We start from the raw sequence: 12,679 nt of genomic DNA on the forward strand, positions 1-12,679 counted from the left end.
GCTCATACTGGCTCCTATTGGACAGGAAATAGGAGGCTCTTGACTGTCTACAAAACCCTGGGCGATTCAGTTCAATCAAAAGCTGCGGCGCAACCGCCAGCTGTGCGCCTGGCAGTTGGTCGATGGAATACCTGCCGTGGTGTATTCGCGGGATATTGACTTTGCCCAAGCCCCCAACCTGTATGGCCTGTACAGCAGCCGCACCAGTGCCGTCGCAGCACTGCAGGCGTTGGCCGATGCGCACCGGCTGTGCCATGGGGCGTTGGGGCTGGAGAAGCTGGTCGCAGGCAAAGCATGTTTTAGAAGCATGCTCAAGCGCTGCAATGGCGTGTGCTGCGGTAAAGAAAGTGCCGCCGACCATGCACAGCGCTTGCACACAGCACTGCAAGGTCTGCGCATTGCCACTTGGCCCTACCCTGGTGCCATCGGACTGCAAGAAAAATTTGAAGATTTGCAGCAAATCCACGTCGTGCACAACTGGTGCTATTTGGGCAGCAGCACCACGCTTGCCCAAGCGCGCAAACTTGGCAAAGCAGCGGCAGGGTTTGATGCCGATGGCTACAAAATTCTTTGCCGTCCCATCTTGGCCGAAGAACTGCCCATCGTGCCGCTCTAGCTGCGCTGGCCGCGCCGCGTCTTAGCGCCGCTCCACCAGCGCGTGCGCGATGGTGCCCAAATCCACATATTCCAACTCACTGCCCACCGGCACGCCACGGGCCAGGCGGGTCACTTGCAGGCCACGGGCCTTGAGCAGTTCGGTGGCCATGTGGGCGGTGGCTTCGCCCTCGGTGGTGAAGCTGGTGGCCAAAATCACCTCCTGCACCTGCCCATCTTGGGCGCGTTCAAGCAGTTGGCTTAAGCCCAAATCTGCGGCCCCCACCCCATCCATGGGCGAGATGCGGCCCATGAGCACGAAGTAATAGCCCCGGTATGCGCCCGTGCGTTCCATGGCGGCCAAATCGGCCGGCGTTTCGACCACGCACAGCCGGGCTGCATCGCGCCCGGCATCGCTGCAAATGGGGCACATGGTTTGGTGCGAGAAGGTGTGGCAGCGCTGGCAGTGCACCACCGAGTCCAGCGTTTGCACCAGCGCCTGGGCCAGCGCCCGCGCCCCGTCTTGGTCGCGTTGCATCAGGTGAAAAGCCATGCGCTGTGCGGTTTTTACGCCCACGCCCGGCAGGCGGCGCAGGGCCACTATCAAGGGTTGCAGGGGCTGGATATCAGAGGTTTCAGACATGGCAAGCGATGGCAAAGCAGCAAGAAAAAAGGGAAAGCCTGGGCCTTCCCTTCAATACACATAGCTTTTTGCGCTGATATAGCAACGGTTTCAGGTAATAAACAATCTGAAATCCTTATTTATTCAGCGCAAACAGCTCTCTTTTTAGAAAGGAAACTTCATCCCGCCTGGCAGGCCAGGCATACCGGCGGTGATTTTCCCCATCTTCTCGGAGCTGGTTTCCTCGGCCTTGCGCACGGCGGCATTGAAGGCGGCGGCCACCAGGTCTTCGAGCATGTCCTTGTCTTCGGCCAGCAGGCTGGGGTCGATGGTGATGCGCTTGACATCGTGCTTGCAGGTCATGACGACTTTGACCAAGCCAGCGCCCGACTCGCCCTCCACCTCAATATTGGCCAAGTCTTCCTGGGCCTTTTTCAGGTTGTCCTGCATGGCTTGGGCCTGCTTCATCAGGCCAGCGATTTGTCCTTTGTTGAACATGGTAGTTTTTCCTTTTCTATCAGGGTGTCAGGGCAAAAATGAAAACCGGCAATAGTGCCACGGCTTGGGCCGCAGTGCAGTCTTGCCAAGAAAAATCAAAGCGGGCGAATGCTCCCGGGGACGATGGTGGCACCGTACTGCGCTATCAGCGCCTGCACCTGGGCATCGTTGGCGACGATGGCCTCGGCACCGCGCTGGCGGGCTTGGGCCTGGGCCTGGTGGCGCAAGGCGGGGCTGTCTTGCACCGGCCCTACTTGCACTTGCACCCCCGGGCAGGCAAACGCCTGGGCCAAGGCGGCGGCCAAGCGCTGCACGGTTTGCTCTTGGGTGAGCGAGCTGCGCGGCACTTGCAAGTGCCAGCCTTGGGCATCCTGGGCAAGCAACTGGGCTTGCAAGGCCAGCTCGCGCACCAGGGCGGAGATGGCCTCGGCCTGGATGAGCTGCTGCACACAGTCGGCCCAAAAATCGCCCAGGGTGCTGTCCATGGCCGCAGTAGCCGCCACCGTGGCCTGCGGCAAAGGGGCCGCATCTGCGGCTGGTGCGCTGACCGGGGGGGCTGGCTCGACCGGGGGCACAGCAGCCAGGGCCGGGGCCGGGGCCACGCTGGGCGGTGGCGCACATTCTGGCTCTGGCCCAGGGCTACCGTAGTGCGCATCGGGCGGAATGTCGTCCCACGGCGGCACGCTGCTGGCTTGCGGGGGCGGTGCTTGCGTTGGCGCGGCGGCCTCAGGGGGCTGATTGGCTGCACTGTGCGGCGGCTCCCATGCCGGGGCAGGTTTGGCCTCTGGCACTGGCGGCGCAGGCAGCACCGTGGGCGGCACTGCCGATGGCGCGACAGCTGTCAGGGCAGCCGGAGCAGACTGCACCGCTACGGGCTTAACCGCTGTTTTTTTTTCAGCCAAGGCCGTCGCAGCAGCAGATAACGCGGCGGTCGCGGTGTCGGTCTGCGGGGCTTTAAAGGCCAGTGGGCGCAGCAGCACCATGGTCAAACCGGCGTATTCGTCCGGGGCCAGCCCCAGTTCTTGCTGGCCATGCAGCGCAATGCTGTAGCACAGCTGAATTTCATCGGCGGGCATGGCCGTGGCCAAGGCTTGCAGCGCGGGGGCATCGGGGTCGGAAGGGTCCAGCTCCATCCCTGGTACGGCTTGCAGCACGGCCATGCGCTGCAGCAAAGCGGCCAGCTCTTGCAGCGTACCGGCAGCAGAAATGCCGTGGATGCGCAAAACATCCACCGTCTCCACCAGCTGGCGACCATTGCCGGCGGCCAAGGCATGAAGCAGCGCAAACACATGGCTGCGATCGACCGCGCCCAGCATCTGGCGCACGGTGGCCTCTTGCAGCTGCCCGCTGCCAAAGGCGATGGCCTGATCGGTCAAGCTGAGCGCATCGCGCATCGAGCCTCGGGCCCCTTGGGCCAGCAGGCGCAGCGCTTGCTGCTCAAAGGCCACGCCCTCTTGGGCCAGCACGGTCTGCAAATGCTCCAGCACGGTTTGCGCGGCCATAGGGCGCAAATTGAACTGCAGGCAGCGCGAGAGCACGGTGACGGGCACTTTTTGCGGATCGGTGGTGGCTAGGACAAATTTCAGGTACTCGGGCGGCTCTTCCAGCGTTTTCAACATGGCATTGAACGCGGTGTTGGTGAGCATATGCACCTCGTCGATCATGAAGACCTTGAAGCGCCCCTGCACCGGCTTGTACACCGCTTGCTCCAGCAGGCTTTGCACCTCGTCCACCCCGCGGTTGGAGGCAGCGTCCAGCTCGATATAGTCGGGAAAGCGTCCGCTATCAATTTCTGTGCACGCAGGGCAAACACCGCAAGGCGTAGCGGTGATCGTGCCTTGCCCATCCGCACCTGTGCAGTTGAGCGACTTGGCCAGGATGCGCGACACCGTGGTCTTGCCCACGCCACGCGTGCCAGTGAACATATAGGCATGGTGCAGGCGCTGCTGCGTCAGCGCATTGGTCAGGGCCTGCACGACGTGCTCCTGCCCCACCATTTCGGAAAAGTTGCGGGGACGGTATTTACGAGCGAGCACTAAATAAGACATAGCCGCCGATTCTACGGTCTGCATGGACAGCGACCAGTCTATAATCGCGCCCTGACGGGCCTTCCCGCATGGGGAAGCGGCCAACCGGGTCAGGTGGGGAACCAAGCAGCCCTAACCGTGAAACCAGTGCCGGGAGCAAGGCTCGTCACCCTTATTCTTGCAATCAACGCTGCGAACCATTCGGTTGCGCAGCGTTTTTTTATCCCTGCCCTTGCAAATACGCCTGCACCCCTTGGGCCGCCCGCACACCAGTGGCAAAGCAGGCGGTGAGCAAGTAACCGCCGGTGGGCGCTTCCCAATCGAGCATTTCACCAGCGCAAAACACGCCGGGCAGGGCTTTGAGCATCAGGCCGGCATCGACGGCATCGCACTGTACACCCCCAGCGCTGCTGATCGCCTCAGCCAAAGGACGTGGGGCTTGCAAGGCAATCGGCAGGGCTTGCACGGCCTGGGCCAGGGCGATCGGGTCGTGCATTTGTTCTTTACTGAGCAGTTCGTAGAGCAGGGCCAGCTTCACACCATCCAGCCCCAAGCGGCTTTTCAGGTGACTGCTCAAACTGCGTGAGCCACGGGGGTGGGCAATGGCCGCCTGGATTTTTTCCGTGCTCCAGCCGGGCAGTAAATTCAGCGCAAACTGGGCTTGCCCCTGCTGCTGCAAAGCATCCCGCAAGCTGGCACCCAGCGCGTAAATCAGGCTGCCCTCCACGCCAGTGGCGGTAATGACGAACTCGCCTTGTCGCTGCAAAACGACTCCATCGGCTGCGACAACAGAGATCGCCACATTTTTGAGCGGCGCTCCGGCAAAGCGCTGGGCAAATAAATCCGTCCACCCACGGCCATCGCGCCCTTGCACATCAAAACCACAATTGGCCGGCTGCAGTGGCTGCACCGCAACACCTTGACCCGCCAGCAAGGCTTGCCAGGTGCCATCCGAGCCCAGTTGCGGCCAACTGCCGCCGCCCAAAGCCAGCACCAAGGCATTGGCCTGCACGGGCTGCGTCCCTTGCGCAGTGGCAAAGCAGGGTTGCCCTGCGTGGTTCCAGCCCTGCCACTGGTGGCGCATGGCAAAGCGCACGCCCAAACTGCGCAGGCGCACCAACCAAGTGCGCAACAATGGTGCCGCCTTCATATCGCTAGGAAACACCCGGCCAGAGCTGCCAACAAAAGTGGCAATGCCCAAATCCTGTGCCCAAGCCCGCAAAGCGCTCGGCCCAAAGTCTTGCAGCAACGGCGCAAGCCAGGCACTGGCGCAGCCATACCGGGCGACAAAATGGGCCAAGTCCTCTGAATGCGTCAGGTTCATTCCGCCTTTACCGGCGAGCAAAAACTTGCGCCCGGCGGTCGCTTTGCCATCCAGGACGAGCACTTGCCGCCCCTGTTCGGCCAATCGCTGCGCCGCCATCAGACCCGCAGGCCCGGCGCCCACAATGGCCACCTCACACGATAACGTTGGCAAAACAGTGGTCATTCCCCAAACCCATTTCAAAGAAGCAGCAAATCCAAAAAAGGGGCGCAGCATAGCGCCAGCGGCAAGCCCCAGCGCAGGCCTTGCTTTTGCGATAGCACGGCCACTTACATAAGAGGTCACGCCCAACGCCAGCCTGCGGATTGATTTCTGTCACAATAAGCCCAATATTTTCTTGCCCGACGTGGTTCGGGTTTGGCCAGTTCAGCAAAGGATGACATTCATGGCAAGCGACCTCATCAAACACATTACCGATGCCAGCTTTGAAGCCGATGTGCTCCAACCCGGCAGCACGGTTTTGGTGGATTTTTGGGCCGAATGGTGCGGCCCCTGCAAAATGATCGCCCCAATCTTGGACGAAGTGGCCACGGCCTACCAAGGCAAACTGTCGATCGCCAAGATGAACGTCGATGAAAACCGTGCGATGCCGGCCAAGTTTGGCATTCGCGGCATTCCGACACTGATGCTGTTTAAAAACGGTGAATTGGCTGCCACCAAGGTGGGGGCTTTATCCAAAGCGCAGCTGACCGCCTTTATCGATCAGCAACTGGCATAAAACCCAGCAAAGCCGTTTCTTCTTTTTGGCCCATCTGCTAAAAAACAGGTGGGCCTGTTTATTTCCTGTCATAATTGAGCGCTGTTGCAGCCTGATCCACCGCTGCAGCACCAGCATCCACACCCACATGCGATCGCTGGCATCCCAAGCGGATATTCACCGGCGCTACGCCTCCCCCCTCTCACCTTTTTGCACTCCGCCCAAGGAGTATGTTTCATGCACTTGAATGAACTCAAGGCACTGCATGTGTCTGAAGTGGCCAAACAGGCCGAAGAACTGGGTATTGAAAACATTGGCCGCATGCGCAAGCAAGAGCTGATGTTCGCCATCATCAAAAAACGCGCCAAAGCCGGTGAACAAGTGTTTGCCGACGGGGTACTCGAAATCCTGCCCGATGGCTTTGGCTTTTTGCGCAGCCCCGATACCAACTACACCGCCAGCACAGACGACATCTACATCAGCCCCAGCCAAGTGCGCCGCTTTAGCCTGCACACTGGGGACATGGTTGAAGGCGAAGTACGCATCCCCAAAGACGGTGAGCGTTACTTTGCCCTGACCAAACTGGACAAAATCAATGGCAACGCTCCCGAGCACAACAAGCACAAGGTGCTGTTTGAAAACCTCACGCCGCTGTTCCCCAAAGAGCAAATGCGCCTGGAACGCGACATTAAGTCTGAGGAGAACATCACTGGCCGCATCATCGACATCATTGCCCCCATTGGCCGCGGCCAGCGGGCGCTGATCGTCGCCCCGCCCAAAAGCGGCAAGACGGTGATGATGCAGCACATGGCCCATGCCATCACCGCCAACAATCCCGATGTGCACTTGATGGTGCTGCTGGTGGATGAGCGCCCCGAAGAAGTGACCGAAATGCAGCGCACCGTGCGCGGCGAAATCATTGCCTCGACTTTTGACGAGCCAGCCACGCGCCACGTGCACGTCGCTGAAATGGTGATTGAGCGCGCCAAGCGCCTGGTCGAACTGAAAAAAGACGTGGTGGTTTTGCTCGACTCCATCACCCGCCTGGCGCGTGCTTATAACAACGTCGTTCCCAGCTCGGGCAAGGTGCTCTCCGGCGGTGTCGATGCCAATGCTTTGCACCGCCCCAAGCGCTTTTTTGGCGCGGCGCGCAATGTGGAAGAAGGTGGCAGCCTGACCATCATCGCCACCGCACTGATCGACACGGGCAGCCGCATGGACGAGGTGATTTTTGAAGAATTCAAAGGCACCGGCAACAGCGAGCTGCACCTGAGCCGCCGCCTGTACGAAAAGCGCGTCTTTCCGGCCATCGAACTGTCCAAGAGCGGCACCCGCCGCGAGGAGTTGCTGCTGGCCCCCGAAGTGCTGCAAAAAACGCGCATCTTGCGCCAATTCATGTACAACATGGACGAAATCGAATCCATGGAGCTGATGATTAAGAAGATGAAAGAGACAAAAAATAACTCCGAATTCTTCGAAGCCATGCGCCGTGGAGGTTAAAAAAACGTCAAGCCTCATTTAGTTTGACTAAACGCTAGCAACACTTCATAGAATCAAGCGTAACGTGATGTTAAAGACACGGTTATTCACCAAGGAGCATCTCTTATGCTTGATTTCTTCCGTCGTTTATTGGGCATCAAAAAAAAATCAGCACCCGCTACGGCCAACACCCAAAAAAAATTCGCAGCACTCAACGAAATAGCACCATTAAAAAATGGTGAAAAAAACGATAAAAATAAGAATAGAAAAGCGCAACAAGCTACAAACTCAATAGTAAAAGACACCGACTCTCCCAGCGCTTCTTTTGTCTGCCGCGAGCCCGTGCTGGATCGCAAAGAGCGTATTGCCGGCTATATCTTTGATTTGCAAGAGGCACTGCGCTCGCGCCTGCAAGGGCGCGAAGGCATGTTGCACCGCGCGTATGACGATGCGCTTTTGCGCAGCCTGTCGTCTTTAGGAATTGCCAGCTTGCTCGAGCACCGGTTGGCTTTTGTCAATCTGACCCCGGCATCGCTGGACAACCCACTGATTTTGCAACTGCCTCCCCAAAATACGGTGCTCATGCTGCGCCCAGGCAGCAACCCCTTAGAGCCAGAAAAAATTCTCACCCAGCTCAAGGTGCTGGATAAAAATGGTTTTGCCTACGGTTGGGTAATCAGCAAAAAAGACTTGGTCACCCACCAAAAAACCTTGGCCCCGCTGGCACTGCGATCCAACTACATCCAACTGGAAACGGCCAGCTTTGATGGTCGCGAAATTCAAGGCCTGCACAAAGCGCTGACCAGCCGCCGCACGGTGCAGCAAGGCAAACTGCATTTGCTGGCCAATGACCTGGACAGCTTTGACGAATTTAATTTGTGCTTCGAGCGCGGCTTTGATTTTTTTACTGGCAACTTTGTCACCAGCCGGGAAAACTGGCATCCACCCAAGAGCGATATCAACCGCATGTTGGCCATCAAACTGCTCAACCTGCTGCGCACCGACGAAGAGCTCAAGGTCATTGCCGACCAAATTACCGCCGACCCGATCATGACGTTCAAGCTGCTGCGCTACTTGAACTCGCCCGCCATTGGCCTGCAAAACCCGATTTTGACGATTGATAAAGCGCTGCTGATTTTGGGCCGAGAGCGCTGCTTCCGCTGGTTATCGCTGCTGCTGTTTGACATCAAGCAGTCCAACTTCCGAGAGCGTTTGCTCACCGAGCAAGCCCTCACCCGCGCCTTCTTTCTGGAAAGCCTGGCGGGGCTGGGCAAAGTCCCTAAAGACAAAGATGCGCTGTTCATTCTGGGCTTGTTTTCCATGCTCGATTTGCTCATGGGCATGCCCATGGCCGAGTTGCTGGAGCAAACCCAGCTGCCCGAAGCTTTGCACCACGCCCTGCTGGGGCAGCCCAGCGAATTTTTAGCGCCGCTGGAACTGGCCAAAGCCGAGGACAAGCAGCACGCCGAAAAAATCACGCAATTGGCCGCCGCCTGTGGTGTCAATGCCCTGCAAATTCTGGAGCGCACCATCGAAGCCCTGAGCAAAGCCCACACCACCATGTCTTTGCACGACGGCTAAGAACGTGTTCACGATTTCTGCGCGAAGGTGTGCGGGATGCGGATCGGGATGGGCTGCAAGGCGCAAACCACAGACATAGCGCTAGCTATGGCGAGGATTTGCAACGCCGCAGACCGCCCGAGGCCGCGACTGCACACCCGCGAGGAGATCGTGAACACGTTCTAAGCGCCTGTTCGCAGAACGTGTTGCATGGCCCATGCAGAATTTTGATTTTTATTCATATAATCGCGGGCTTTTCTATGCGGCAAGTATTTTGGGTTATCGAGTTTGGCAAGGGTTGCCAAGCGCCCAGAGCGGCTACCGCACTTGGCTAAAGGAAGATCATGAAAGAAGGCATTCACCCCAATTACCGCGAAGTGCTGTTCGTGGACCTGTCCAACGGTTTCAAATTTGTGACCCGCTCGTGCGTAAACACCAAAGAAACAGAAACCTTTGAAGGCAAAGAGTACCCCCTGTTCAAGCTGGATACTTCGTCTGAATCGCACCCCTTCTACACTGGCACACAAAAATCCGTGGACAACATGGGTGGCCGTGTGGAACGCTTCCGCAACCGCTTTGGCAAAAAATAATTTTTTCCAAGCGTGATGCGCTAAGGCAGCCGGGCATCCTGGCTGCCTTTTTCTTTGGCCCATTCTTCCCCTCATCTTGCTGACCATGTCCCTGCCCACCCCTGCCATCGTTGCACAAAGCGCTGTGCGGCGCATTCCACGCAGCATTCTGTTGGTGCTGTGCGGTGTTTACATCCTGGCAGGGTTTGTCGGGCGCGCGCCTTGGCGCGAGGTGGACATGCAGGCCTTTGCCCTGATGCGGGCCTTGGCCCAGGGGCAGACCCACTGGCTGCAACCCCAATTGGGCCCCTTGCTGCCCAGCGATCCGGGCCTGCTCCAATACTGGCTGGGCGCATGGGCCATCCAGTGGCTGCCCGCAAGCTGGAGCAGCGATTGGGTCGCACGCCTGCCTTTTATGGGGCTGCTGGCACTGGCCTTGGCCTGCACCTGGAGAGCGGTGTACGGCTTGGCCCGCATGCCCAGCGCCCAGCCCGTCAGCTTTGCTTTTGGCGGTGAAGCCCACCCCAAAGACTACGCCTGCGCCCTGGCCGATGGTGCCCTGCTGGCCCTGCTGGCCTGCCTGGGCTTGGCCCAAATGGGGCATGAAACCAGCCACCGCCTGGTGCAGCTGGCCGCCTTGGCAGCCTTGTTTTACGCCGCCAGCAATCTGCGCTGGCAGCCCTTGCGCGCGGGGTTCGCTGCTTTTCTGGCCCCCCAGGCTTTGGCCCTGGCCGGTGCCCCAGAATTGGCGATGGCACTGGTCAGTTTGGTCATTGCCGGCCTAGCAGGCATCCAAACACCCAAGCTGCCCCAGCGCTTTACCTGGATGGCCTGGTGGGCCTTGGCGCTGGTATGTACGTTTACCTTGAGCAAGCAGCTCAACCTGTGGCATTGGAGCGCCCCCCTCCAGCGCGATTGGGCCAGTTTGGCGCGTTTGCTGACCTGGTTCAGCTGGCCCGCTTGGCCCTTGGCACTGTGGACGTTGTGGCGCTGGCGGCGGCAATTGGCCCAACCTTTGCAGCAACCGCATCTAACGATTCCGCTGGGTTTGTGGATTGCTACCTTGGCGGCCATGCTGCTCAATGAGGATCGCGATGGTGCGCTGCTGCTGACGCTACCGGCCATTGCCGCTGTGGCCGCTTTTGCTCTGCCCACGCTGCGCCGCAGCCTGGGAGCGCTCATTGACTGGCTGACACTGATTTTCTTTACGGTCAGCGCCCTGACCATCTGGGTGGTATGGCTATCGGTGCAAACGGGCTGGCCCGCCAAGCCCGCCGCCAACGTAGCCCGCTTGTCCGATGGCTACCAGCCGCCTTTTGAGCCGTTCGCCTTGGCCATGGCCTTGATGGCTAGCGCCGCCTGGTTGCTGCTGGTGGCCTGGCGCACCCGCCGCCACCGCGCGGCCATTTGGAAAAGCCTGGCCCTGCCCGCCGGGGGAACGGTGCTGGGCTGGGTGCTGCTGATGACGCTGTGGCTGCCCATGCTGGACTATGGCCGCAGCTACGCCCCGCACATTGCCCGCTTGCAAAACACCCTGCCTGCCCAACCCGGTTGTGTGCAGACCTGGGGTTTGAGCATTGCCCAAGTGGGTGCTTTGCGCTGGCACACCGACTGGAGCATCGTGCCCACTGCCAGCGCTGCGGCGCAATGCGATTGGCTCATTACCGCCAACCCTGATGAATGGCAGGCCAGCAGCAACGCCTACGCAGCGCAATGGCTGCCGGTGCGCAATGTGCTGCGCCCCACCAACCGGGACGACCAGTGGCTGGTGCTGCAACGGCGCAATCCCTGATCGGCCTTTTTCTATGTCTGATATTTCTGTCATCGCCCGCCATGCCGTGACCGTGCTGGCGGGCCAACTGGCCGTGATGGCCTTTGGCGTGACCGACACCATCGTGGCCGGGCGCTTTTCTGCCGATGCGCTGGCCGCCCTGTCCGTGGCCTCGGCCGTGTTCGTCAGCGTCTATGTCTCGCTCATGGGCGTGCTGCAGGCGCTGCTGCCGGTCTGGGCCGAGCAGCACGGGCGCGGCGAGACGGCGGCCATCGGGCAATCGTTTCGCCAGTCGCTGTACCTGGCCGCAGCCGCCAGTGTGCTGGGCATGGGCGTGCTGCTGTTCCCCGAGCCACTGCTGCGCCTGACCGAGGTGCCCGATGCAATGCGCGAAAGCGTGCGCGATTACCTCATCATCGTCGGCTGGGCGCTGCCCTCGGCGCTGTTCTTTCGCCTGTACACCACGCTCAACCAAGCGCTGGGCCGCCCGCAGCTGGTCACCTGGATTCAGGTGGGGGCCCTGGTGCTGAAGGTGCCGCTGTCCATCTGGTTTACCTTTGGCGGCTGGGGCATCGCGCCGCAAGGGGCCGCCGGCTGCGCCTGGGCCACGCTGCTGGTCGATTACGCCATCGCCATCGCCGCGGTGGTGCTAATGCGCACCCAGGGGTTTTACCGCCCGCTGCGCCTGTGGCAACGCCTGGAAGCGCCCGACTGGCCGCGCCTGCGCGAGTTTTTGCGCCTGGGCATCCCGGCCGGGCTGGCGATTGGGGTGGAGGTGACCTCGTTCACCCTGGTGGCGCTGTTTGTGGCACGCCAGGGCACACTGGCCGCCGCCAGCCACCAGATTGCCGCCAACCTGGGCGCGCTGTGCTACATGCTGCCGCTGTCGCTGGGCATTGCCGTCAGCGCCCGCGCCAGCTGGTGGCGCGGCCAGGGGCAGGAGCTGCGCGCCCAGCAGGTCGCCTGGCTGGGCGTGCGCCTGGCCCTGGCCTGCGGCATCGTGCTGTGCGCTGCCATGCTGCTCACGCGCCACTGGCTGCCCCAGGTGTATACGGGCGATGCTGCTGTGATGGCCCTCACGGCCTCGCTATTGCTGTGGGTGGCGCTGTACCAGGTGGCGGACAACGTGCAATGCGTGTGCATTTTTGTGCTGCGCAGCTGGCGCGTGACGCTGGCACCGCTGCTCGTTTACTGCACCTTGCTGTGGGGCGGTGGCCTCGGGGGTGGGTATTGGCTTGCCTACATAAACAGAGCTACTTCCGCTGATTGGCAAAAGATACCAACGCCTTTTTGGGTTGCAACCTCATTATCACTTGCGGTAGTAGCTATTATTTTTGTATTTATTGTTCGGCGGGTGTTTACCGCCCAGCGCCAGGACTTCTGCACGACCCAAGGCACACCGACTGCCGCATAAGAACGTGTTCATGATCTCGAATGAGGAGATCGTGAACACGTTCTAAACGCCAACACAGTGCTTGCAGCACCGCGCTGTCACACCGTTGTCACATAGCCTTTCCACACTGGGCGGTTGATTCGCA

General features: G+C 60.1%; 11 protein-coding genes and 1 other RNA gene. 8 read left to right on the top strand and 4 right to left on the bottom strand.

Annotated features, from left to right (window positions below):
* The first annotated feature begins 136 nt into the window (after positions 1-136).
* Positions 137-616, top strand: coding sequence for a hypothetical protein (locus tag ACFO24_RS11960; RefSeq protein ID WP_377738555.1), 480 nt, complete (start codon positions 137-139; stop codon positions 614-616).
* Positions 617-637: 21 nt separating this feature from the next.
* Here ACFO24_RS11960 and recR read toward each other — a convergent pair whose 3' ends face one another.
* From recR to dnaX, 3 genes are all read right to left on the bottom strand, one after another.
* Complete coding sequence (gene recR / locus ACFO24_RS11965; protein ID WP_377738556.1) at positions 638-1,237, bottom strand: recombination mediator RecR; 600 nt, start codon at positions 1,235-1,237, stop codon at positions 638-640.
* 144 nt (positions 1,238-1,381) lie between these two features.
* Entirely contained in the window at positions 1,382-1,714 is a 333-nt protein-coding gene (locus tag ACFO24_RS11970; RefSeq protein ID WP_207574244.1) for a YbaB/EbfC family nucleoid-associated protein, read from the bottom strand.
* 95 nt (positions 1,715-1,809) lie between these two features.
* Positions 1,810-3,762 carry a DNA polymerase III subunit gamma/tau gene (gene dnaX / locus ACFO24_RS11975; protein WP_377738557.1) on the bottom strand — a complete coding sequence of 651 codons (1,953 nt, stop codon included), beginning with the start codon at positions 3,760-3,762 and terminating at the stop codon, positions 1,810-1,812.
* A gap of 53 nt (positions 3,763-3,815) precedes the next feature.
* On the opposite strand from dnaX, the gene ffs reads away from it, so the two are divergent.
* Positions 3,816-3,912: signal recognition particle sRNA small type (ffs, locus tag ACFO24_RS11980), an RNA gene on the top strand.
* 49 nt (positions 3,913-3,961) lie between these two features.
* Here the strand turns inward: ffs and ACFO24_RS11985 are convergent.
* Positions 3,962-5,230, bottom strand: a complete 1,269-nt coding sequence (locus ACFO24_RS11985; protein WP_377738559.1) for a TIGR03862 family flavoprotein — start codon at positions 5,228-5,230, stop codon at positions 3,962-3,964.
* Positions 5,231-5,450: 220 nt separating this feature from the next.
* Here ACFO24_RS11985 and trxA point away from each other — a divergent pair, with 220 nt between their 5' ends.
* The 6 genes from trxA to ACFO24_RS12015 all read left to right on the top strand — a co-directional run bounded on the left by trxA (position 5,451) and on the right by ACFO24_RS12015 (position 12,555).
* Positions 5,451-5,783 (top strand): thioredoxin TrxA, encoded by a 333-nt coding sequence (trxA, locus tag ACFO24_RS11990; protein WP_377738560.1) that lies wholly within the window; start codon positions 5,451-5,453, stop codon positions 5,781-5,783.
* A gap of 216 nt (positions 5,784-5,999) precedes the next feature.
* Positions 6,000-7,262, top strand: coding sequence for a transcription termination factor Rho (gene rho, locus ACFO24_RS11995; RefSeq protein WP_207574240.1), 1,263 nt, complete (start codon positions 6,000-6,002; stop codon positions 7,260-7,262).
* A 321-nt stretch (positions 7,263-7,583) separates the two neighbouring features.
* Positions 7,584-8,822 carry an EAL and HDOD domain-containing protein gene (locus ACFO24_RS12000; protein WP_377738561.1) on the top strand — a complete coding sequence of 413 codons (1,239 nt, stop codon included), beginning with the start codon at positions 7,584-7,586 and terminating at the stop codon, positions 8,820-8,822.
* Positions 8,823-9,145: 323 nt separating this feature from the next.
* The gene (locus ACFO24_RS12005) at positions 9,146-9,391 is read left to right on the top strand and encodes a type B 50S ribosomal protein L31 (protein ID WP_054257309.1); all 246 of its coding nucleotides are present in this window, start codon (positions 9,146-9,148) and stop codon (positions 9,389-9,391) included.
* An 85-nt stretch (positions 9,392-9,476) separates the two neighbouring features.
* A complete protein-coding gene (locus ACFO24_RS12010) occupies positions 9,477-11,162 on the top strand; it encodes a hypothetical protein (RefSeq protein ID WP_377738562.1) in 1,686 nt (561 codons plus the stop codon).
* Between the two features lie 13 nt (positions 11,163-11,175).
* Positions 11,176-12,555 carry an MATE family efflux transporter gene (locus ACFO24_RS12015; protein WP_377738563.1) on the top strand — a complete coding sequence of 460 codons (1,380 nt, stop codon included), beginning with the start codon at positions 11,176-11,178 and terminating at the stop codon, positions 12,553-12,555.
* Positions 12,556-12,679: the final 124 nt, after the last annotated feature.

Origin of the sequence: Comamonas denitrificans, assembly GCF_042654745.1 — a bacterium.
Taxonomy (GTDB): Bacteria; Pseudomonadota; Gammaproteobacteria; order Burkholderiales; family Burkholderiaceae_C; genus Comamonas; species Comamonas denitrificans.